We start from the raw sequence: 21,369 nt of genomic DNA, 5'->3' as shown, positions 1-21,369 counted from the left end.
TCGCTCAGGGTTTGATGATGGGCGGCTCCGCGGCGGGCTGCGTCGGTCCCACCTTCGACGATTCGCGGACCAGCCGATCGGTCATCGCCGACGCGACCGGATTCGTGCCGCGGCCGCTACCCGCGCCAGCCCCCGGGGGATTGGCAGACTGCAACGGCACGGTGACGCCGGACGGCATCGGCAGCGACGGGTCGGGTTTCGCCGATTCCTTGACCAGTTGGTCCGTCAGCATCGCGGCGACCGGGTTGGCGCCATTCGGGTGCGTGTCGTCGCGCCGGCGGGCATGGGTCTGGTCGATGCGCGGCCCATACTGTGGCCTCGGTTGAGCTTTTTCCTGTGCGTACGACTGCGACTTCGAGGGGGCGTGCGCGCCTGCGGCCGGATTGGCCGCGGGCGGCGCCGCGTTATCGATGCGGCCGCTCGCGGTCTGGCTCGACTGGGGCGTGACGCTCGGCACGGGCGCGGCCGCTGTGGCGGGCAGGGACGGGGCGGGGGCGGGCGCCGCAGCAGGCGCCTGAGCGGCGCCCGGAGCCGGAGTGGCCGACTCCATCTGCGGCAGCGCCGATTGCGGCGCGGGCGGGCTCACGGGTTGCGCAGGCCTCACGCTGGCGCCAGCGGCACGCGTCGCATCGGTCTGCGGTTCCGATTCCACCGCGCCGGTGACGCTGCGGGTCACCGCGCCGGTCACGGCCGGCGCCTGATCGTCCCTGGGGTACAGCAGATAACCGGCGACGCCCGCATCGACCACGAGCAGCCCGACTATCATCATCTTGCCGGTATTCGTCATATCTAAGCAACAACCATTAAGCAACTGCGATTGACTGATGATAAACGACCATTTCGACATCGACGCTTCTTGTCGGCATATTGCGGCGCGTCACGATGATTGATGTCCGAACGGACCTGGCACGAACGGCGCGCGCTTGCCGCTAAAGCCATTCGCCGGCACGACGGAAGCGGACATTTTTTCCGCATGCCGCGATTTTCTTTTTCGACCAATTAGTCCCCCGCAATTGCGCGGCCGGCGCCTGCAGGAATGCGATTTAAGTTGTGCCGCCAATGCGTGGAGCCTGTACTATACGAACCAATGCAGACGACCGGCAGCCACGGTTCGATTATCCGACGTGTGAAAGCGACTTGCAGCGACTGGCTCGCAGCGCACATGCCGGCAGGCCCGCGCCAGGCTGCGGCACCCGAGACGCGCGAACAGCGACGGCAGACGGTCACCGGTAGTAGCGACAAGAACCCATTGATCATGCGGACCCGCGGGCGAGGCATCGCCCGGCATTCCTTGGGCAGTCGCCTGGCGAAACGTCAGATCGACCGACCGGTCGGTCGGGGGCATTCGCGGCGGCGTGAGAAACACGTGAAGATATGAACAACTTTATTCGACCTCCCGTTTTTTATCCGTCCACAGTAGTTTTCGTCGACGACAACGACAGTTACCTCGACGCGCTCCGCCGTTTCTTCCCGGGCACCTACACGAACCTGTTTTTCACGCGTCCGCAAGCGGCCCTCAACTATATTCGCCAGCACGCACGCGAGAATTCGCTCGAATTCGCGGCAGCGTCGGCGTGTCTGAGCGAACCGGGCGTCGAGCGCTTCGTCGAGACCTCGGCGGAGCGCGACATCGTCGCGCAGCCGTCGCGCTTCGAGGAAGTGGCGGCGGTCGTCGTCGACTACGACATGCCGGGCATCGGCGGCGTCGAGTTTTTGTCGTCGATCTCGCACCTGCGTTGCGCGAAGGTATTGCTTACCGGCGTCGCCGATGAAACCGTCGCGGTGAAGGCCTTCAACGCCGGCATCGTCGACCTGTACCTGCGCAAGACCGACGCGGATTCGGCCAATCGCCTCACGCATTTCCTGAAGGACGCCAAAAGCCGCCATTGCGCGGAGTCGGGCTGGCTCGCGCTCGGCGAAAACGGCATGACCTACTGCGATCCGCGCACGCGCAAGATGATCGACGAAGTGGTGGCCGCTCAGGGCATCGTCGAGTATTACTGGCGGCCCGAGCAGAACGTGATCCTGATGTTCGACGCCGCGGGCAACCCGAGCGTGTTCGTCGCGTGGGCCGAGAACGACTGGATCTCGCAGGGCGAGATCGTCGCCGACGAGGGTGGCCCGTCCGACCTGCTGCGCCAGCTCGCCACGCGCGAGGTGATGCCGCTGTTCTGGCCGGACCTCGCGTATCGTGGCGGCATGAAGTTCCGGTCGCTGACGCCCCAAAGCATTCCTGGCTGGGACGACGCGTTCTTCGGCTGGACCCGCATAGAGCCGGCCGAGGTCGGCCTCGATCTCGTCACGTTCGCGCAGTGGCGCAGCGACCGCCATCGCTGAGCCGCGATAACGCGCCGGGCGCGGCGGTGCATATCGCCGCGTTAATGGCGAGCGTTTTCGCGGAGAAATTCGCATACAGCCCTGTGCATGGCCTGCACGCCGGGGCTTGTTTCAAGCGCGCGCCAGCATCCATGCACGAGCCCCGTGCCGACCAGCAGCCGCGCATCTCCACCAGCTTCGCGAATCCGCTCGACGAACACGCGCGCGTCGTCGCGTAGGGGGTCGTGCTCGGCGCCGATGGCCAGCGTCGGCGGCAGCCCGTCGAAGCGGGTTGCGGCGAGCGGGATCGTCCACGCGGGGCCGGGCGTTGGGTCGGCTTCCTCTCCTTTTCCCCAGTAAGCGTCGCGAAACTTATGCACGTCCGCGAGCGTCAGCATCGGCGCATCGGACTCGGTGTCGCGCGCGGGCAATTGCGGCTCGGTGCCGAGCATCGGATAGACGAGCGCGATGCCGCGCACCCCGCTCGCACATTCGTCACGCAGGCGTAGCGCGACGCTTGCCGCGAGCGTGCCGCCGGCGCTATCGCCCGCGAGTTGCAATGCGGCGCGCTCTTGGAGGTCGAACGGCAGGCGGTGGTTCAACGCGGCACGCGTGATCTCGAGGCAGTCGTCGTGCGCGGCCGGCACGCGATGCTCAGGCGCGAGCCGGTAGTCGACCGCGATCACGTCGAGGCCGGTGTCGGCGGCGAGGCGCGCCGTCACCATCTGATGACTGTTCAGCGAGCCGAGCACGAAGCCGCCGCCATGAAAATACAGCACCGTGCCGCGGATCGTGCCGTGTTCGCTTGCCTTCGCTGGATGCCGGTAGAGCCGTAGCGGGATCGCATGGCCCGCGTCGGTACGAAAGCTTGCGTCCTGTGTGGTGAGTTCGCTGGGCAGTGGCGGCGTCAACGTCGCGGCGTAGCGGTCATACAGCTCACGCTGCTCGCGCGGCGTCATCGCCGCGTGATGCGACGGATAGAGCGCGCTCGCTCGTTCGATAAAGGCGGCGATTTCCGGCTCGAGCATGGTCACTCCGTTTGAGTAGTGTTTCCCGTTTGCGCTGCGCATGGCAAAGCGATCACACGTCCCGCGAAACGCGCCGGCGGCAATGCCGCATGGGCTTGCGCGAGTTCGTGTACGCGCGCTTTGACGTCCGGATCGAAAGCAACGCCGCGCGGTCCGCTGGTATCGACGTGCAGCAGCATCTGCTCGCCCGCGGCGACGGGGCCGGTGCGTTGGCTTTGCGTCGTGTCCAGCGCAAACATTTCGACGTACACGTGAATACGTTTCGCGTCGTAGCCGAGCACGCGCATGTCGACACGCACCTGCGTGCCTTGTTTGATTTCATGCAGATAGTTGAGATGCGCCTCGAGCGTGTAGATCGATCGATGCCGCTCTTTGCGCACCGCATCGGGCAGGCCGATCAGATCGATCAGCCCGTCGACGGCGAGACTGAAGATCAGCAGGTAGAACGCGTCGCGCATGTGGCCGTTGTAATCGACCCATTCGGCGCGCACGCCGTCGCGGTAAGAGGGCAGGGCAACGGGGTGCGACATGAGCGTCTACCTCCTCGATCGAATGCGATGGCTGCGGCGCGTCGTTGGGCGTTATCAGTGTAGTGCATCGCGTTGAGGCTGCGCCGGAACGTGGTGGCCTCGAATTGAGCAACAGTGAATTCATGGTTCAGGGCTTACTACGTGGCTCGACCGGCTTCTAAACTGCCTTAACCGCTGCGGATGGCCGATGGTCGCACCAGGCTCCGCGGCAATCGCATGAAGCCATCTCGGGAGGTTGGAAATCATGAAGTCCATCAGGTCGCTGATCGAAGCAGGGGCTATCGCCGCTCTCGTTGCCGCGCCGTTCGCGGCGTTTGCCCAGTCGAATCCGGCCGATCAGCCGCTCGCGCGCGCCCAGGTCCGCACCGAACTGATTCAGCTCGAAAAGGCCGGTCATGATCCGTCCAATGCGAACGTGATCGACTATCCGGCCAATATCCAGGCGGCCGAAGCAAAGGTCGCGGCGCAAAACCAGGCTGCGCAGAATAGCGGCTACGGTGCGCCGTCGAATGGCTCGTCGCAGCGCAGTGGCCGCACCGATTTCGCGCCGACTTCGTATTCCGTGCCGGTGGTGAATTACACGCGTTGATTGCAGCGTGTACAACTAACGTCACTTGCGAAGTGCAGCAACGCGACGCCGTCGAATCTGACGAGCGGCGCGGCCGACAGCACGGGCTGAGGCTTCAGTTCACCGTTCGTCGTGAGCCCGACGGGCGCGGGCACCGACCAGCAGCGCATCCTCGGTGCGGGCGCGACCTACGATTTCGGCTTCGTCGACCTGCTCGTCAGCGCCGAAAGGCGAGCGAGACGATGCCGCACGACACGAGCGCGATGCCGGGCGCGACGAGCGGCTTCAGCACCTCGCCCGCGAACACGAGTGCGCCGACGAACACGAGCATCGGCGAAAGACCGCGCGCAATCGGATAGACCTGACCGAAATCGCCGCTTCTGTAGGCGCGAATCAGCGCGAGCAGATAGCCCCACTCGAGCACTGCCGACGCAACGATATACGGCCACGCGGCCACGCGGTCACGGTCAGCACCGGCAGCGGCAGCAACAAGGCCGGAATGGCGTTTTGAATCCGGCTGCTCAGTGCCGCGCGCGCGAACGCGCTCCATCCTCAGATCACCCGTTCACGCAGCCACGCCGAGCCGAGATCGATCACCGTCACGACGACGATCACCATGATCATCACCGCGGCCGTCTGCGCATAGTTGAACGAGCGGATCGCTTCGTACAGCACGACGCCGATGCCGCCCGCGCCGACCATGCCGACCACCATCGCCGAGCGCACGTTCGACTCGAAGCGATACAGCGCGTACGAGATCCACAGCGGCAGCACTTGCGGCAGCACCGCATAGACAATTTCGTCGAGGCGCGTCGCGCCGGTTGCGCGCACGCCTTCGGCCGGGCGCGGATCGATCGCCTCGACCGCTTCTGCGAACAGTTTGGCGAGCACGCCCGTCGTATGCACCCACAGCGCGAGCACGCCGGCGAACGGCCCGAGGCCGACCGCGACGATGAACAGCATCGCGAAGACCATCTCGTTGATCGCGCGGCATGCGTCCATCAGGCGGCGCATCGGCTGCACGACCCACTGCGGCGCGAGATTGTGCGCTGACATCAGGCCGCAAGGCACCGCGCAGACGAGGGAGAGCGCGGTACCCCAGATCGCGACCGCCAGCGTCACGTACATCTCGTGCACGTAGCTGCGCCACTCGGTGAAGTCGGGCGGGAAGAAGTCCGCGGCGAACTGGCCCATGTTGGCCGAGTCGCTGAGCAGATCGAGCGGCCGCATGTCGGCGCCGTGCCATGCGCCGCCGAGCACCGCGAGCACCGCGATCCAGCCGAGCAACGACCACCAGCTGCGCTTGCCGGCACGATCTTTATCTTGCGCCGTCTGCGCGGCGGCCGCTTCGCTCGCGCGCGCGGGCGACGTGCTCAGATCGGCGGAGTTCATTGCTTCGACTGTGCGTTGCTGAGCGCGCTCAGCTTCGCGTCGAGAGCGGCCAATTGCGTCTTGCGGTCGCTATCGGACAGATGCGCATCGTTCTCGATCTTCTGCTTCTGCTGGAACAGCACGATCTCGCGAATCGGCAGCAGTTGCCGATCCGACGATGCCTCGAAGCCGCTGTACTCGGTGATGCCGGCCATCACCGCTTTTTCGTGCAAATCGGTTTTCGCGTAGTTCAGGAAGAACTTGCGCAGCTTGTCCTTCGTCGCTTCCGGCAGATCCTTGCGCCACACGAGCGGGTCCGAAGGAATCAGCGGCGAGGTCCACAGCACGCGCACCTGCGCGAACTTGTCCGGATGCTCGCGCTTGAGCGTTTCCATCATCATGCTGTTGTTGGTCGCGATGTCGATCTTGTTGTTGACGACGGCCAGCAGATTCGCTTCGTGGCTCGACGGCAGCACGCTCTTGAACGACGTGTAGACCGGCGCGTTGTGCTTCGCGAACAGGTAGTAGCCAGGCACCAGCGTGCCCGACGTCGAGTTCGGATCGCCGAACCCGAGCGTCACGCTCTTCGTGTCCTTGAACACGTCGTCGAGCGTCTTGAAGCGGCTGTTCACGTTGGTGATCAGCAGCGAGTAGTAGCCGCTGTCGCCGTTCGCGTGCTGCGCTTTCGCGAATACTTCGCCACCCGAACGATCGACGGCTTCGATCGCCGACGCGTTGCCGAAATAGCCGACCTGCACCTTGTTGAAGCGCATGCCTTCGATGATGCCCGCGTAATCGGTCGCGAAGAATGCCTTCACGTTCAGGCCGGTCTGTTTCTTCATGTCATCGATCAGCGGTTCCCAGCGTTGCTTGAGCACCGCCGACGAATCGGTCGAGATGATCCCGAGGTTGATGTCCTCGGCGTGGGCCGCGGTGATGCAGGCAAAAGCGGCAGCGCCGGCCGCGAGCGTGATCAGGGAGCGCAGGAATTTCATCGGTTGAGATCCGGTTGAGTGGACGGAGAGAATCAAAAGCGCGCGACAGCGTGCGCGGTTCAGTTCGACGGCGCGGCGTTCAACGCGAACGCGTAGCGCGCGGCGGCGGTGTCGGGGGCGTCAGGCTCGTCGTGAGTTTCGTCTGCGTCGTGCGTCGCGTCGTCGAGCAGTTCGCGCGCATCGCCGCCGTAGAGTTTCTTTAGCAGCGCCGGTGTCAGCGCACTGGAAGGGCCGTCGTAGACCACCTTGCCGCGACGCAGCGCGACCGTGCGCGCGCAGTACTGCAGCGCGATGTCGACCTGATGCAGCGACACCAGCACCGTGATCCGGTGCTCGACGTTCAGCGCTTGCAGCATGTCCATCACGCGGCGCGACGACTCGGGATCGAGCGAGGCAATCGGCTCGTCGGCGAGCACGATTTGCGCACGTTGCACGAGCGCCCGTGCGAGCGCGGCACGTTGCTGTTGACCGCCCGACAGGTTCGCGGCCCGCTCGCGCGCATATTCGCCGATCCCGACCTCGTGCAGCGCGGCCCGCGACAGCGCGCGTTCCGCGCGCGGGAAGCGGCCGGAGAGACGGCGCCACCACGGCAGGCGCGCGAGTGCGCCGATCAGCACGTTGGTTTCGACCGACAGCCGGTTCACCAGATTGAACTGCTGGAACACGAAGCCGATGTCGCGGCGAATACTGCGCACCTCGCGCACGATGCGGCCGTTCTGCTGGATCGGCCGGCCGAGAATCTCGATTTGCGACGGCTGCGCGTCCGACGCGGTAAAGCCCGCGATATGCCGCAGCAACGTCGATTTTCCCGAGCCGGACGCGCCGATCAGCGCGACCATTTCACCGGGCGCGACGCGCAGATCGATTTCGTCGAGCGCTTTGCGGCCGTTACCGAACGTCTTGCTCAAACGCTCGATTCGAATAGCTTCACGGATCGCTTCCATCTGTATTCCCTCTTGCATCCGGCCACTGCCGGCAGGTGTGGGCACATTCTAGGAAGCGACTGTGACGGTTGAGTGAAGGCATCGCAACGTCTAGACGACTACATCTTTGTGCGTCGCGTTTTCCGCTGTGTCATGTGTCGTCAGGATGGCAAAACGAAGTCATTGCGAAGTCAGTGATTCGAACGGACAGTGACATACGGATGACACGATTCGCGTGCACACGTGCGCGCTCGCGCGTGCTGACACACAGCCAGGCTATAGTGCGGGTTTTCCGGCCGTCCTTAATAATCCCGACACTCCGGTCACGCCGTCATGCCGACTCCTTTGAGCTTTCTTCCGGACAGTTTTGCCGAATATGAAGATCTCAAGTCGATACTCGACCAGGGCAGGGCGAGCTTCGAAATCCGCGCGGTCTGCGAGACCGAGGTACGCGGCCGGCGCTTTTCCGTCTACACCGCGAGCATCGGTTCATCCGATCCGCTCGCGCCAGCCATTGGCTTTTTCGGCGGGATTCACGGGCTCGAGCGAATCGGCTCGCAACTCGTCCTCGACTATATGCGCGCGTTGCTCGCTCGGCTCGAATGGGACGAATTGCTGGTGCGGCAATTGCAGTCCATCCGGCTGATCTTTTTACCGATCGCGAATCCCGGCGGCATGTGGGCAGCGACGCGCGCGAATCCGCGCGGCGTCGACCTGATGCGCAACGCACCGCAAGACGCCGACGCGCGCGTGCCGCTGCTGGCGGGCGGCCAGCGGGTCGGCGCGTGGTTGCCCTGGTATCGCGGCCGCGCGGGCGAGCCGATGGAGGTCGAGGCGGCCGCGCTGCTGCATGTCGTCGAGACGCAGCTCGCCGCGCGGCCGTTGAGCATCGCGCTCGATTGCCATTCCGGCTACGGCTGGAGCGACAGCATCTGGTTTCCGTACGCCCGAACCCGCCGGCAGATGCCGCATCTGCCCGAAATGTACGTGTTGAAGAGCATGTTCGAACACGCGCATCCGCATCACGGCTACACGTTCGAGCCGCAAAGCCATCAGTATCTGCTGCACGGCGACCTGTGGGACTACGCGTATGACCGCACGCCGGCGCCGAACGTCTTTCTGCCGATGACGCTCGAACTCGGCTCGTGGCTGTGGATCAAGAAAAACCCGCGGCAGTTGTTTTCGCGGCAGGGCATGTTCAATCCGGTCATGGAGCATCGCACCGCGCGCGTGCTGCGGCGCCATGCGAACCTGTTCGACTTCCTCGCGCGCGCGGCGTTTTCGGCGCAGCGCTGGCTGCCGCAAGGCAACCGTCGCGAGCAGTTGCTGCAAAGCGCGCTCGATCACTGGTACGGGCCGGATCGCGTATGAGCACATGGATTTTGCTGCGCGGACTGACGCGGGAAACGCGGCATTGGGGGCGCTTGCCGGCGGCGTTGCGCGAAACCCTGGGTCAAATTTCGGGCGATCGCTTGCGCGATGCAACCCCAGCCGCAACGAGCACGACCGGCTTGCGTTTGCTGCTGCTCGATCTGCCTGGCAACGGTGAATACGTGCGGCGGCGCGCGCCCGCGAGCGTCGCTGGCATGGTCGCATTCGTGCGGCAGGCAGCGCTCGAAACGGGTGTGCCGGGCCCCTACAACGTGCTCGCGATGTCGCTCGGCGGCATGGTCGCGACCCACTGGGCACAGCGTCATCCCGGCGAGATCGAACGGCTAGTGCTGATCAATACGAGCATGCGGCCATTCAGCCGCATGCACGAGCGGCTGCGGCCGTCGGCGTGGCCTGGTCTGCTCGGCGTCGCGGCGCATTGGAGCGATGCCGCCGATGCCGAGAGCGGCATCCATCGACTCACGTGCAATAACCTCCGCACCTTGGGCGCGGATCTCGCTGCCTGGACCGCGATTCGCCGCAGCGCGCCGGTGAGCCGCGCGAATGCGCTGCGGCAATTGTGGGCGGCCGCGTGCTTTAGCGCGACGCCCGCCGCGCCGGAGTGTGCACTGCTGATTCTGTCGTCGGATGCCGATGGGCTCGTCAACCCGGTCTGTTCGGCGAAGCTCGCGGCGGCGTGGGGCGCGCCGCATCGCAAGCATCCGTGGGCCGGCCACGATCTACCGCATGACGATCCCGCGTGGACGGCCGCGCAGATTCGCGCGTGGCTCACCCAGCGCGCCGAGAATAGCGATGCGGCCGCGCCGGCACCGGCGCCCGCAAAGCCCGCGCGCTGAGCCGCGCACGGCGTTGCCGCGCCGCAGCGATGCTAGATGCTATGTGGGAGGGCGGCGATTCTTCGACGACCGGTCAGCGGGTATTACCTGACTGCGCGAAACGGCCGTATCGCGTACGGCAGGCGCATAATTCCAAGTCAGACGCTGCCTGCGAATCACGCGATACTCACCATTGCCGCCAGCCAGGGGAGTCGATCATGCAAGCAAAGAACGAAGAAGCCGTCACACACCTGCTGAACGATGTTGTCGAATTCGCGCGGGGGCGGTTGCCGGAGCCGGCCTTCAATATCGTCGAACCCTTCCTGCGGCATTACTACGATTTCGTCGACGCGGGCGATCTGCAAAGCCGCTCGATCGCCGATCTGTACGGCGCGGCGCTGGCCCACTGGCAGACCGCGCAGCGCTTCGTGCCGGGCGAGCAGCGGCTGCGCGTGTATAACCCGATCCTCGAACAGCATGGCTGGCATTCCGATCACACGGTGATCGAAATCGTCAACGACGACATGCCGTTCCTCGTCGATTCGGTCTCGATGTCGGTCAACCGGCATCGGCTCGCGCTGCATTCGGTCGTCCATCCGGTATTTCGGGTCTGGCGCGCGCCGGACGGCAGCATCGCGCGCGTGAGCCAAGGCGCCGAAGAAGCCGGCGATACGCGCTCGCATCTGACCTCGTGCATCCATTTCGAGGTCGATCGTTGTGGCGATGCCGCAAAACTCGACGCGTTGCGCGACGACATCGCGCGCGTGCTCGGCGACGTGCGCGCGGCGGTCGAGGATTGGCCGAAGATCATCGAACGCGCGAAGCAGACCATTCAAGATATGAAGGCGCGCGAAAGCGGTCCCGAGGGCGTCGAAGCGCGCGCGTTCGTCGAATGGATGGTCGCCGATCATTTCACGTTCCTCGGCCACCGTGATTACGAACTGGTGCAGCACGACGGCGGCTTCGGTTTGCGGGCGGTCGCGGGCTCCGGTCTCGGCATTCTGCGCGATGCGCAGCAGCCGGGCGGCGCGGCGGAAGTCACGCCGTTGCCGCCGGCGGCCGCGGAGATCATCTCCGGGTCGTCGCCGATCTTTCTGACTAAGGCCAATTCGCGCGCCACGGTGCACCGGCCCGGCTATCTCGACTATGTCGGCATCAAGCTGAGCGGCGCCGATGGCAAGGTGACGGGCGAGCGGCGCTTCATCGGCCTGTATACGTCGACCGCTTATTTCGTGTCGGCCGCGGAGATTCCGATCGTGAGGCGCAAATGCGCAAATATCGTCAGACGCGCCGCATTCCTGCCGAAAGGTCATCTGGCGAAATCGCTGGTGACGGTGCTCGAGACCTATCCGCGCGACGAATTGTTCCAGGCCGACGAGGACCAGCTGTACGACACCGCCCTCGGCGTGCTGCGTTTGCAGGAGCATCAGCGCACGCGGCTGTTCGTGCGGCGCGATCGCTTCGATCGCTTCGTATCGTGCCTCGTGTTCGTGTCGCGCGACAAGTACAACACCGATCTGCGGCAGCGCATCGCGAACCTGCTCGCCGACGCATTCAATGGTGAGAACGTCGAATTCACGCCGCTGCTGTCGGAGTCGACGCTCGCGCGAATTCATTTCGTCGTCCATGCCAAGGCGGGCGGCATGCCGAGCGTCGACACACGCGAGCTCGAAGCGCGCCTCGTGCAGGTCGCGCGACGCTGGCAGGACGATCTGGCCGACGCATTGCTCGACGCGTACGGAGAAGAGCAGGGCAACCGTTTGCTGCAGCACTACGCCGATTCGTTCCCGGCCGGCTATCGCGACGACTATCCGGCACGCACGGCCGTGCGCGATATCGAACTGATCGAGCGCGTGCAGGGCAGCGAGCGGCTCGCGATGAACCTGTACAGGCCGATCGAATCGGGACTGCGCGCGTTCCGTTTCAAGGTGTATCGCGCGGGGCTGCCGATCGCACTGTCGCGCAGCTTGCCGATGCTCGAACATCTGGGCGTGCGCGTCGACGAAGAGCGGCCTTATCTGATCGAGGCGCCCGGTGCGATGCCCGCGTGGATCCACGACTTCGGCCTCGAACTCGCGGACGATACCGAGTTCGACATCGAGCGGGTCAAGGATCTGTTCGAACAGGCGTTCGAGCAGGTGTGGACCGGCACGATCGAAAGCGACGACTTCAACCGCCTCGTGCTGCGCGCGCAGCTCAATGCACGCGAGGTGACGATTCTGCGTGCTTACGCGAAGTACTTGCGACAGGTCGGTTCGACGTTCAGCGACGCGTATATCGAACGCGCGGTGACCGGCAATCCGGCGATTGCGCGCATGCTCGTCGACCTGTTCATCGCGCGCTTCGATCCGGCGCTCGGCGCGGTACGCGAGGCCCGTGTCAACGCTTGTCTGGAGACGATCGACAGCGCGCTCGACCAGGTGCCCAATCTCGACGAAGACCGCATCCTGCGGCAGTTCCTCGGGGTGATCAAGGCGACCAAGCGCACCAACTACTACCGCCATGACGCTCTGGGCCAACCGAAGCCGTATCTGTCGTTCAAGTTCGATCCCGCCCAGGTGCCCGGCTTGCCCGAGCCGAAACCGATGTTCGAGATCTGGGTCTATTCGCCGCGCGTCGAGGGCGTCCATCTGCGAGGCGGGCGCGTCGCGCGCGGCGGCCTGCGCTGGTCTGATCGGCGCGAGGATTTCCGCACGGAAGTGCTCGGCCTGATGAAGGCGCAGATGGTGAAGAACGTGGTGATCGTGCCGGTCGGCTCGAAGGGCGGCTTCGTCGTCAAGAATCCGCCGCCGCAGAGTGAGCGCGATGCGTGGATGCGCGAAGGCGTCGCGTGCTATCAGACCTTCCTGTGCGGCTTGCTCGACGTGACCGACAATCTGGCGAGCACCGACGTCGTGCCACCGCCTGACGTGGTGCGCCACGATCCCGACGACCCGTATCTGGTCGTCGCCGCCGACAAGGGCACGGCCACGTTTTCCGACTACGCTAATGCGATCTCGCAGGAATACGGTTTCTGGCTCGACGACGCGTTCGCGTCGGGCGGCTCGGTCGGCTATGACCACAAGAAGATGGGCATCACCGCGCGCGGCGCGTGGGAGTCGGTCAAGCGGCACTTCCGCGAAATCGGCGTCGACACGCAGAGCGAGGACTTCACGGTGGTCGGTGTCGGCGACATGTCGGGCGACGTGTTCGGCAACGGCATGCTGCTGTCGCCGCATATCAAGCTGCTCGCCGCGTTCGATCACCGCCATATCTTTCTCGATCCGAATCCCGATCCCGCGGCGAGCATGGCGGAGCGCGCGCGGCTCTTCATGCTCGACCGTTCGAGCTGGGCCGATTACGATCCGTCGCTGATCTCGGCCGGCGGCGGCGTGTTCCCGCGCAGCGCGAAGACGATTCCGCTGTCGACGGCGGTGCAGGCGGCGCTCGGGATCAGCGCGGCGGCGCTCTCGCCGGCCGAGCTGATGCGCGTGATTCTGCAGGCGCCGGTCGATCTGCTTTACAACGGCGGCATCGGCACCTATGCGAAGGCGAGCCGCGAGACCAATCAGCAGGCGGGCGATCGCGCGAACGACGCGATCCGCGTGAACGGTGCGGATCTGCGCTGCAAGGTCGTGGCCGAGGGCGGCAATCTCGGCTTGACGCAACTCGGGCGCATCGAGTTCGCGCAGCGCGGCGGCCGCATCAATACCGATGCGATCGATAATTCGGCCGGTGTCGATTGCTCGGATCACGAGGTCAACATCAAGATTCTGCTGGGCCTCGTCGTCGCCGACGGCGAGATGACGGAGAAGCAGCGCAATGCGTTGCTTGCCGAAATGACCGACGAAGTCGGTCTGCTCGTGCTGACGGACAACTACTATCAGACCCAGGCTTTGTCGATCGCGGGCCGTTTTGGCGTGGAGCTGCTCGATGCCGAAGCGCGCCTGATGCGCTATCTGGAGAAGGCGGGGCGGCTCAATCGCGTGATCGAGTTTCTGCCCACCGACGAGGACATCGCCGAGCGCGCGGCCGCGAAGCAGGGACTGACGACACCCGAGCGCGCGGTGCTGCTCGCGTACAGCAAGATGTGGCTCTATGACGCGCTGCTCGAATCGTCGATGCCGGAAGATCCGCTCGTCAGCGATATGTTGATCGAGTACTTTCCGAAACCTCTGCGGCAGCGTTTCCGCGAACCGATGCAGCGCCATCCGCTGCGCCGTGAAATCCTCGCGACGCATCTGACCAATGCGCTCGTGAATCGCGTCGGCTGCGAGTTCGTGCATCGGCTGATGGAGGAGACCGATGCACAGCCCGGCGACATCGTGCGCGCGTGCATCATGGCGCGCGACGTGTTCGATCTCGATCAGATCTGGCGCAGCATCGACGCGCTCGACAACCGCGTTCCCGACGACGTGCAGGCACGCATGTTCGCGGAGGTCGCGCGGCTCGTCGAACGTTCGGCGCTGTGGTTCCTGCGGCATCTGCAAACGGGCGCGGCCGGCGACGACGTGACCGGCCTGCTCGCGCGCTGTCGCGACGCCGCGCAGCGTCTCGCGCCACAATGGCCGACGCTGTTGCCTGGTGCGGACCTCGAAGCGTTGTCGGAGCGGCAACGGGTGTTCGTCGATGCGGGTGTCGATAGCGATCTCGCGGTGCGGATCGCGAGCGGCGAGGTGTCGGCCGCTCTGCTCGATATCGCCGAAGTCGCGTCGACGTGCGGGCGCAATCTCGAACAGGTCGCGGGCGTCTACTTCGCGCTCGGCACGCTGCTGAATTACAGCTGGATCAGCGAGCGCGCCGCCTCGTTGCCGGCGCCGACGCATTGGGACATGCTCGCGCGCGCATCGGCGCTCGCCGAACTCGCGCGGCTCAAGCGCGCGCTGACCACGAGCGCATTGGCCGGCGCGACCGATGCATCGACGCCCGATTCGCTGGTGCAAGCGTGGCGCGACAAACGCGCGGCACAGCTCGAGCGTTATACGCGTCTGCTGACCGATCTGCGCGCGACGGGCGGCGCGAGTCTTTCGGTGCTGCTGGTTGTCGTGCGGGAGATGGCGGCGCTCGAGAGGGCGTGACCCGCACGAATGGTGCGAAGGACGCCTGGGGAACTGGCGGCACGACGGCACATCAGGTCCGATTCCTGCGACCGGGTGTGTCGTTGTCATCCATAATATCGAGTACTTGCCGATCACTTCGCTCGTGCAATACCCAACAATACCCAGCCCACTCACCGACCCCCGCCAGCAGATGAAAGAAGAATCGCCGAAAGCCATTTTCTACGCACTCGCCGCCAACTTCGGCATCGCCGTCTGCAAGTTCGCCGCGGCGGCGTTTACCGGCTCCGGATCGATGTTCGCCGAAGCGATTCACTCCACCGCCGACTGCGGCAATCAACTGCTGCTGCTATTCGGACTGCGCGAAGCGCGCAAGCCGGTGAGCCCTTTGCATCCGATGGGCAGCGGCCGCGAAATCAACTTCTATTCGCTGCTGGTTGCGTTGCTGCTGTTTTTTGTCGGCGGTGCGTTTTCGGTGTATGAGGGCGTGCATCGACTGATTGCGCGCGAGCCGTTGCAATATGCGTTCGTCGCGTTGGCGGTGCTCGGTGTGTCGGTGGTGCTCGAATCGCTATCGTTGTGGGGCGCGGTCAAGGAGATTCGCAAGACGCATCCGGATAAAAATCTGTGGCACTGGTTTCGCGAGACGCGCGAATCGGATCTGCTGGTCGTGGCCGGCGAAGATATTGCCGCGCTATTCGGTCTCGCGATCGCCTTCGTCGCGGTGCTATCGACGATGGTGACCGGCAGCCCCGTGTATGACGCGCTCGGCTCGGTGGGGATCGGTCTTCTGCTGATGACGATCGCGTGGCTTGTCGCGCGTGAAGTGAAGTCGATGCTCGTCGGCGAATCGGCGAGCCCGGAAGTGCGCAGCGCCATCGACGCGCATCTGCGCGCGCGTCCCGAGATTCGCGGCATCATCAACTTGATCACGCTGCAGTGGGGGCGTCACGTGGTGGTGGCGGTGCAGGCGGAAATGATCGACTACGCGAGCGGCCGCGCGATGGTCGATGCGATCAACGTCATCGAGGCCGATCTGCAGGCCACGTTTCCTCAGGTGCGCTGGGTGTTCTTCGAACCGGATGTGCCGCGCAATTAAAGAAGACTTCTCCACTCGGGCATGAATCGGGTCCATGAACCCTGCGGACGAGAGGAGGCGAGCGGAGGCGAAGCGACGTGCGCTGCAATCGCGGGTCATTCCGCCCGTCCCGGCTGGATGCCAGTACGCTTCACAGCGTTTATTTGAACCCCGCCACCGCATGCGGCACATACAGTTCTTCGAGCCGGCGAACTTCGTCGTCACTGAGCTTCAACGAGAGCGCCGCAACCGCATCGTCGAGATGATGCAGTTTGGTAGCACCGACAATCGGCGCGGTAATCGGCTTCTTCTGCAGCACCCACGCTAGCGCAACCTGCGCGCGCGGCACGCCGCGCTCTTTCGCGATCTCGCTGACCCGCTCGACGATACGCCGATCCGCTTCCTGCGTGTGCGCGTACAGCGTGCGGCCGAATTCATCGGTTTCCGAGCGCGCGCTTTCGGTGTCCCAGTCGCGCGTCAAGCGTCCGCGGGCAAGCGGACTCCACGGAATCACGCCGATGCCTTCGCTTTCGCACAGCGGCAGCATTTCGCGCTCTTCCTCGCGGTACAGCAGATTCACGTAGTTCTGCATCGTCACGAAGCGCGTCCAGCCATTGCGCTCGGCCACCTGCAGCGCCTTGGCAAACTGCCATGCGTACATCGACGACGCGCCGAGATAGCGCGCCTTGCCGGCTTTCACGACATCGTGCAGCGCTTCCATCGTTTCTTCGATCGGCGTGCCGTAGTCCCAGCGATGGATCTGATACAGGTCGACATAGTCGGTACCGAGCCGCCGCAGGCTGTTATCGATCTCCGCCATGATCGCCTTGCGCGACAGCCCCGCGCCGTTCGGGCCCGGATGCATGCGGCTATTGACCTTGGTGGCGAGCACGATCTCATCGCGCTTCGCAAAGTCCTTCAGCGCACGGCCGACGATTTCCTCGCTGGTGCCGTCCGAATAGACGTTGGCCGTGTCGAAGAAGTTGATGCCGTGATCGAGCGCCTGCTTGATGAAAGGCCGCGCGGCTTCGTCGTCGAGCGACCAGGGGTGCGTGCCGCGCGAGGGTACGCCATAACTCATACAGCCGAGACAGAGACGCGATACATCGAGGCCGGTGCGGCCGAGTTTCACATAATCCATCGTGTTGCTCCTATAGTGAAGCGCACAAACCCGCTGCGAGGGAAGGATATTCGATTATAGGGAAACGACGGCAAGCGCGTCGTCACAGGCCGCACCGCTTTCGATCGCTTCAATGCAAATGCGCCCGCGAAGCCACTTCGCGGGCGCACGACGGCGAGTGCCGTGAACGACAGCCAACGTTCAATGCTGTACCGGGCGATACGGTGTCCACACGGGCGTGTCGGTATTCCAGTTGTCGAGTTCCGATGGTGTCATGATGTGCTCCTCGATGGAGAGGCACGCAGTTTTGCGCCGCAAGCGCGCCGGGTTCTGAATCAACTTCTTCTAACTCGTTACTGGCCCTTCGCAACGCGCGTCACTTCGCCGTTCGTTCCTTCCTGCAACGCGATGCGCGCGGCTTGCGTCTGGCCGATCAGGCCTTTGTCCGGATAGGAGGTGCGATTCAGTGAGGGCAGCGAGCCGTCGCGATACGCGGCGACCAGTTCGGCCTTGACCTCGGCGCGTGTCTTCGTGCTCGTGCTCGCGCTCGGCGCCGGTTGCGTGTCATACGTTCCCGCGCGGCCGATACCGCCGCCGCCTTGCGCAAATGCCGGAACGCTGACGAGCAGCGACAGAGCGAGGCCTGCCAACAGATTGCGTTTCATGATTCACTCCTGTCGATTCATTGGCAGCGCGATGGCGCTGCGACAGGGTGAAATGTAGACGTCGACGCGGTGTGGATAAATCGCGGTTTTGCGAAATGAATTGTCGCGATTCAGGAACAATCGCGAGCGAGGCTTCATCGGGGCCGTGCGATTGCACGGTTGCCGCGGCATTGGCGCCGCGGCTGGAATTCACTGTTTCACTTCCCGTACTTCATGCGACCCATTCGGTCATCACCGGCGTGTCGAGTGCCGGCGCGGACTCGCGCTGCTCGAATGTGCGCTTCGTGCAGGTGGCGTCGAGAGTGCCGCGTCCGCTCAGCAATGGGCAACGATCGAACAGCTCCGCGATCCAGTCTACGAAAACGCGGACTTTCGGCGACAGATGACGACTGTGCGGATAGACTGCCGAAATCGGCATCGGCAAGGGTTTCAAGTCCGGCAGTACTTCGATGAGCTGACCCGAGCCCAGATGCGGTAGCACCATGAAGCGCGCCGGCTGAATCAGGCCGAAGCCTTCGAGTCCGCAGGTCACGTAGGCATCCGCGTCGTTGACCGACACGATGCTTTTCATCTTCACTTCCACTTCGTTGCCGTTCACCAGGAACGCCCAGTCGAGCGTGCGTCCCGTGCGGCTCGAGAAGTAGTTGACGGCTTTGTGATTGTCGAGATCTTCGAGCGAAGCGGGCACGCCCGCGCGCTTGATGTAGTCGGGCGACGCGCAGGTCACGCCCTCGAACAGACCGATGCGGCGCGCGACCAGCGACGAATCCTGCAACGCGCCGACACGCACCACGCAATCGACACCTTCTTGCAGCAGATCGACGGGCCGGTCGGTCAGGCCCAGTTGCAGATCGATGTCCGGATAGCGCGTGTGGAATTCGCACAGCGACGGAATGACGAGCAGACGGCCAATCGAGCCTGGCATGTCGATGCGTAGCTTGCCGTGCGGCTTCTTGTTGCCGCTCTGGAAACTCGCCTCGGTCTCTTCGACATCCGCGAGGATGCGCACGCAGCGCTCGTAGTACGCGGCGCCATCGGGCGTCAGCGACAGACGGCGGGTGGTCCGGTGCATCAGCCGCGTGCCGAGAAACGCTTCGAGGTTCTGAATAATCGTAGTAACCGATGCGCGCGGCAGGTCGAGCGTTTCCGCTGCGCGGGTAAAGCTGTTGGTGTCGACGACGCGCGTGAACACTTGCATGGCCTGAAGCCGGTCCATTGCAAACCTCCAGAAGGGGCTGGTGCACAGGCGGGAATGGAGTCCGCGAAAACAATCACATCGGGATTGTTCAAAGGCACCGAATTGTGTTGCCGGATTATAGGCATTTATTTGCGAGTCTGCCGAACCCACAATTCGCACCATTGAAGTTCTATGCGCATTTGCGCGGCTCGACATGGATGCATTCAAATCGCCGTACCCGCCTTTTTCCACCGGCGTTTCCGCCGAAGACACTGGCGCTGAGGCCAATGACGCAACGCTTGAAGTCACCGACGTGGATATCGATGGGTACGCTCAACCCATTACGTTGCGCCTGTATCGGCTGACGAAAAAAACCGCGTTGCCGGTGCTGCTTTATTTTCACGGCGGCGGTTTTACGAAGGGTTCGATCGAGTGCGCGGACTTCGCCGCGCGGTATTTCGCAGAACACTTACCGGCGCTCGTGGTGTCGGTCGGCTATTCGCTCGCGCCGCGGTTTCCGTTTCCAGCCGCGCCGGAAGACGCGCATCGCGCGGCGCTGTGGGTGCAGACGCGGGCGCGGGCGTTTGGTGGCAATAGCAGAAAGATCGGCGTGGCGGGCCATGACGCGGGCGGCCAACTCGCCAATTGTCTCGCGTTCATTGCGCGCGATCGTAACGACGTGCCGATCAGCGCGCAGGCGCTGTTCGGCCCGATGCTGGATCCGAGCCTGACGCGGCTCGGCGACGAGCAGCGGCTCGGTTCGGACATCACCGCGCGCGAGTGCGCCGCGTGTTATCGCGCGTATCTGCCGCAAGCGTCTCAGCGCATGCATCCGTATGCGGCGCCGCTCGAATCGTCGCGGCTCGCCGGCTTGCCGGCCACGCTGATCGCGACCGCGCAGAACGACGTGCTGCACGTCGAGGCCGAGAAGTATGCAAGCAATCTGATCGACGCGGGCGTGCAGACCCAGGTGGTGCGCTTTCCGAGCGTGTCGCACGCGGCGCTCGCCGATCATCCGCCCGCTTTGCAGGAAGCGGTGCGCTTTTTCCAGTGGCGCTTCGACGCGCGCGCTCATCGATAAACAGAAATTCAATCAACGATACCGGGAGCTACACATGACTATCCTTCCTCTTTCCCGCCGCCGCGTGGCGTTAGCCGCCGTGGTCGTCGTCGTCCTTGCCGGGCTTGGCACGTTCGGCGCGATTCGTGTCGATGCGAGCTCGCCGGCCGCACCCACCATCGTGCCGGAAGTAGACGTGGCGACCGTCGTGCAGAAGACGATCACCGACTGGCAGTCTTATTCGGGCCGTCTCGAAGCCGTGCAGAAAGTGGACGTGCGTTCGCAGGTGCCGGGCACGATCGTGTCAGTCAACTTCAAGGACGGCGCGCTCGTGAAGCAGGGCGACACGCTGTTCGTGATCGATCCGCGTCCGTACGCGGCCGAAGTCGATCGCGCGCAAGCGCAGCTCGCGGCCGCGCAGGCACGCACCGGCTACACGCAAAGCGACTGGGAACGCGCGCAACGGCTGATCGTCGACAACGCGATCGCCAAACGCGACTACGACGAGAAGCAGAACGCCGCGCGCGAGGCGAGCGCGAACCTGAAGGCCGCGCAAGCCGCGCTGGAAACCGCGCGCATCAATCTCGGCTACACGAAGATCGTCGCGCCGGTGTCGGGCCGCGTGTCGCGCGCGGAGATCACGGTCGGCAACGTGGTGTCGGCGGGCGCCAGTTCGGTGCCGCTGACGACGCTCGTGTCGGTGTCGCCGATCTACGCGTCGTTCGACGCGGACGAGCAGACCTACCTGCAATACCTGAGCCGCGCGAAGGACGGCAGCAAGGTGCCGGTCGAACTCGGTCTCGCCGATGAATCCGGCTACTCGCGCAGCGGCACGATCGAGTCGGTCGACAACCGGCTCGACACGTCGTCGGGCACGATCCGCGTGCGCGCGAAGTTCGACAACGCGGACGGCACGCTGATTCCGGGCCTCTACGCGCGCCTCAAGGTGGGGGGCAGCGCACCGCATCCGGCGCTGTTGATCGACGATGCCGCGGTCGGCACCGACCAGGACAAGAAGTTCGTGCTGGTCGTCGATCAGGGCAACCACGTCGTTTATCGCGGGATCACGACGGGTTCGATGCAAGGCAATCTGCGCGTCGTCAAGGACGGCTTGAAGCCGGGCGATCGGATCGTCGTCAACGGCGTTCAGCGCGTGCGTCCCGGCGATACGGTCCGAGCGCACATGGTGCCGATGACGACCGACGACGACCCGAACAGCGCAGCGCTCGCGCAGTCGCGTGCCAAGGCCGAGGCCGGCGCGAAAGGCAATTCGTGAGCCGCATGCTCCAACGCGC

At 64.4% G+C, this 21,369-nt stretch carries 17 protein-coding genes and 1 pseudogene; 8 read left to right on the top strand and 10 right to left on the bottom strand.

Annotated features, from left to right (window positions below):
* Nucleotides 1–4 precede the first annotated feature (4 nt).
* Complete coding sequence (locus OKW40_RS26945; protein WP_429492573.1) at nt 5–787, bottom strand: hypothetical protein; 783 nt, start codon at nt 785–787, stop codon at nt 5–7.
* Between the two features lie 587 nt (nt 788–1,374).
* Between OKW40_RS26945 and OKW40_RS26940 the strand changes: the two genes are divergently transcribed.
* A complete protein-coding gene (locus OKW40_RS26940) occupies nt 1,375–2,337 on the top strand; it encodes a response regulator (RefSeq protein WP_429492571.1) in 963 nt (320 codons plus the stop codon).
* A 41-nt stretch (nt 2,338–2,378) separates the two neighbouring features.
* On the opposite strand, the gene OKW40_RS26935 is transcribed toward OKW40_RS26940, so the two are convergent.
* Together OKW40_RS26935 and OKW40_RS26930 are read right to left on the bottom strand one after the other, a co-directional pair.
* Nucleotides 2,379–3,344, bottom strand: a complete 966-nt coding sequence (locus OKW40_RS26935) for an alpha/beta hydrolase (protein WP_429492569.1) — start codon at nt 3,342–3,344, stop codon at nt 2,379–2,381.
* A 2-nt stretch (nt 3,345–3,346) separates the two neighbouring features.
* Nucleotides 3,347–3,874 carry a thioesterase family protein gene (locus tag OKW40_RS26930; RefSeq protein ID WP_187611210.1) on the bottom strand — a complete coding sequence of 176 codons (528 nt, stop codon included), beginning with the start codon at nt 3,872–3,874 and terminating at the stop codon, nt 3,347–3,349.
* A gap of 244 nt (nt 3,875–4,118) precedes the next feature.
* Between OKW40_RS26930 and OKW40_RS26925 the strand changes: the two genes are divergently transcribed.
* Nucleotides 4,119–4,463, top strand: coding sequence for a DUF4148 domain-containing protein (locus tag OKW40_RS26925; protein ID WP_184064234.1), 345 nt, complete (start codon nt 4,119–4,121; stop codon nt 4,461–4,463).
* Nucleotides 4,464–4,662: 199 nt separating this feature from the next.
* Here the strand turns inward: OKW40_RS26925 and OKW40_RS26920 are convergent.
* The 4 genes and pseudogenes from OKW40_RS26920 to phnC form a co-directional block, all read right to left on the bottom strand.
* Nucleotides 4,663–4,896 (bottom strand): annotated as a pseudogene (locus tag OKW40_RS26920) (EamA family transporter); the annotation flags it as partial.
* Nucleotides 4,897–4,994: 98 nt separating this feature from the next.
* Entirely contained in the window at nt 4,995–5,834 is an 840-nt protein-coding gene (phnE, locus tag OKW40_RS26915) for a phosphonate ABC transporter, permease protein PhnE (RefSeq protein ID WP_090807070.1), read from the bottom strand.
* The gene (gene phnD, locus OKW40_RS26910) at nt 5,831–6,808 is read right to left on the bottom strand and encodes a phosphonate ABC transporter substrate-binding protein (protein ID WP_429353141.1); all 978 of its coding nucleotides are present in this window, start codon (nt 6,806–6,808) and stop codon (nt 5,831–5,833) included. Before phnD ends, phnE begins: the two co-directional genes overlap by 4 nt.
* Before the next feature lie 59 nt (nt 6,809–6,867).
* The gene (gene phnC, locus OKW40_RS26905; RefSeq protein WP_429364178.1) at nt 6,868–7,752 is read right to left on the bottom strand and encodes a phosphonate ABC transporter ATP-binding protein; all 885 of its coding nucleotides are present in this window, start codon (nt 7,750–7,752) and stop codon (nt 6,868–6,870) included.
* Between the two features lie 312 nt (nt 7,753–8,064).
* On the opposite strand from phnC, the gene OKW40_RS26900 reads away from it, so the two are divergent.
* The 4 genes from OKW40_RS26900 to OKW40_RS26885 all read left to right on the top strand — a co-directional run bounded on the left by OKW40_RS26900 (nt 8,065) and on the right by OKW40_RS26885 (nt 16,073).
* Complete coding sequence (locus OKW40_RS26900; protein ID WP_187611215.1) at nt 8,065–9,102, top strand: M14 family zinc carboxypeptidase; 1,038 nt, start codon at nt 8,065–8,067, stop codon at nt 9,100–9,102.
* Nucleotides 9,099–9,959 carry an alpha/beta fold hydrolase gene (locus OKW40_RS26895; protein WP_429492566.1) on the top strand — a complete coding sequence of 287 codons (861 nt, stop codon included), beginning with the start codon at nt 9,099–9,101 and terminating at the stop codon, nt 9,957–9,959. Before OKW40_RS26900 ends, OKW40_RS26895 begins: the two co-directional genes overlap by 4 nt.
* Nucleotides 9,960–10,156: 197 nt before the next feature.
* Nucleotides 10,157–14,995: an NAD-glutamate dehydrogenase gene (locus OKW40_RS26890; RefSeq protein ID WP_429492564.1), complete on the top strand. Its 4,839-nt coding sequence runs from the start codon at nt 10,157–10,159 to the stop codon at nt 14,993–14,995.
* A 172-nt stretch (nt 14,996–15,167) separates the two neighbouring features.
* On the top strand, nt 15,168–16,073 hold the full coding sequence (locus OKW40_RS26885; protein ID WP_184064256.1) for a cation diffusion facilitator family transporter: 906 nt from the start codon (nt 15,168–15,170) through the stop codon (nt 16,071–16,073).
* A 139-nt stretch (nt 16,074–16,212) separates the two neighbouring features.
* Here OKW40_RS26885 and OKW40_RS26880 read toward each other — a convergent pair whose 3' ends face one another.
* From OKW40_RS26880 to OKW40_RS26870, 3 genes are all read right to left on the bottom strand, one after another.
* Nucleotides 16,213–17,193, bottom strand: coding sequence for an aldo/keto reductase (locus OKW40_RS26880; protein WP_018423448.1), 981 nt, complete (start codon nt 17,191–17,193; stop codon nt 16,213–16,215).
* Nucleotides 17,194–17,525: 332 nt separating this feature from the next.
* Entirely contained in the window at nt 17,526–17,837 is a 312-nt protein-coding gene (locus OKW40_RS26875; RefSeq protein ID WP_429492563.1) for a DUF4148 domain-containing protein, read from the bottom strand.
* A 211-nt stretch (nt 17,838–18,048) separates the two neighbouring features.
* Nucleotides 18,049–19,053 (bottom strand): LysR family transcriptional regulator, encoded by a 1,005-nt coding sequence (locus OKW40_RS26870; protein WP_429402776.1) that lies wholly within the window; start codon nt 19,051–19,053, stop codon nt 18,049–18,051.
* Between the two features lie 175 nt (nt 19,054–19,228).
* On the opposite strand from OKW40_RS26870, the gene OKW40_RS26865 reads away from it, so the two are divergent.
* Nucleotides 19,229–20,095 (top strand): alpha/beta hydrolase, encoded by an 867-nt coding sequence (locus OKW40_RS26865; RefSeq protein ID WP_429492561.1) that lies wholly within the window; start codon nt 19,229–19,231, stop codon nt 20,093–20,095.
* A 34-nt stretch (nt 20,096–20,129) separates the two neighbouring features.
* Nucleotides 20,130–21,350, top strand: a complete 1,221-nt coding sequence (locus OKW40_RS26860; RefSeq protein WP_429353147.1) for an efflux RND transporter periplasmic adaptor subunit — start codon at nt 20,130–20,132, stop codon at nt 21,348–21,350.
* Nucleotides 21,351–21,369: the final 19 nt, after the last annotated feature.

Source organism: Paraburkholderia sp. RAU6.4a (assembly GCF_050435625.1).
In the GTDB taxonomy this organism is placed as follows: domain Bacteria; phylum Pseudomonadota; class Gammaproteobacteria; order Burkholderiales; family Burkholderiaceae; genus Paraburkholderia; species Paraburkholderia tuberum.
This window is presented reverse-complemented; position numbering and strand designations above follow the sequence as displayed.

Bases quoted from the DNA above. Each gene is read 5' to 3' on its own strand.
- OKW40_RS26895 (WP_429492566.1), top strand. From the start codon at position 9,099: ATGAGCACATGGATTTTGCTGCGCGGACTGACGCGGGAAACGCGGCAT.
- OKW40_RS26935 (WP_429492569.1), bottom strand. From the start codon at position 3,344: ATGCTCGAGCCGGAAATCGCCGCCTTTATCGAACGAGCGAGCGCGCTC.
- OKW40_RS26940 (WP_429492571.1), top strand. From the start codon at position 1,375: ATGAACAACTTTATTCGACCTCCCGTTTTTTATCCGTCCACAGTAGTT.
- phnE (WP_090807070.1), bottom strand. From the start codon at position 5,834: ATGAACTCCGCCGATCTGAGCACGTCGCCCGCGCGCGCGAGCGAAGCG.
- OKW40_RS26875 (WP_429492563.1), bottom strand. From the start codon at position 17,837: ATGAAACGCAATCTGTTGGCAGGCCTCGCTCTGTCGCTGCTCGTCAGC.
- OKW40_RS26925 (WP_184064234.1), top strand. From the start codon at position 4,119: ATGAAGTCCATCAGGTCGCTGATCGAAGCAGGGGCTATCGCCGCTCTC.
- OKW40_RS26860 (WP_429353147.1), top strand. From the start codon at position 20,130: ATGACTATCCTTCCTCTTTCCCGCCGCCGCGTGGCGTTAGCCGCCGTG.
- OKW40_RS26930 (WP_187611210.1), bottom strand. From the start codon at position 3,874: ATGTCGCACCCCGTTGCCCTGCCCTCTTACCGCGACGGCGTGCGCGCC.
- OKW40_RS26900 (WP_187611215.1), top strand. From the start codon at position 8,065: ATGCCGACTCCTTTGAGCTTTCTTCCGGACAGTTTTGCCGAATATGAA.
- OKW40_RS26870 (WP_429402776.1), bottom strand. From the start codon at position 19,053: ATGGACCGGCTTCAGGCCATGCAAGTGTTCACGCGCGTCGTCGACACC.
- OKW40_RS26885 (WP_184064256.1), top strand. From the start codon at position 15,168: ATGAAAGAAGAATCGCCGAAAGCCATTTTCTACGCACTCGCCGCCAAC.
- OKW40_RS26865 (WP_429492561.1), top strand. From the start codon at position 19,229: ATGGATGCATTCAAATCGCCGTACCCGCCTTTTTCCACCGGCGTTTCC.
- phnD (WP_429353141.1), bottom strand. From the start codon at position 6,808: ATGAAATTCCTGCGCTCCCTGATCACGCTCGCGGCCGGCGCTGCCGCT.
- OKW40_RS26945 (WP_429492573.1), bottom strand. From the start codon at position 787: ATGACGAATACCGGCAAGATGATGATAGTCGGGCTGCTCGTGGTCGAT.
- phnC (WP_429364178.1), bottom strand. From the start codon at position 7,752: ATGGAAGCGATCCGTGAAGCTATTCGAATCGAGCGTTTGAGCAAGACG.
- OKW40_RS26880 (WP_018423448.1), bottom strand. From the start codon at position 17,193: ATGGATTATGTGAAACTCGGCCGCACCGGCCTCGATGTATCGCGTCTC.
- OKW40_RS26890 (WP_429492564.1), top strand. From the start codon at position 10,157: ATGCAAGCAAAGAACGAAGAAGCCGTCACACACCTGCTGAACGATGTT.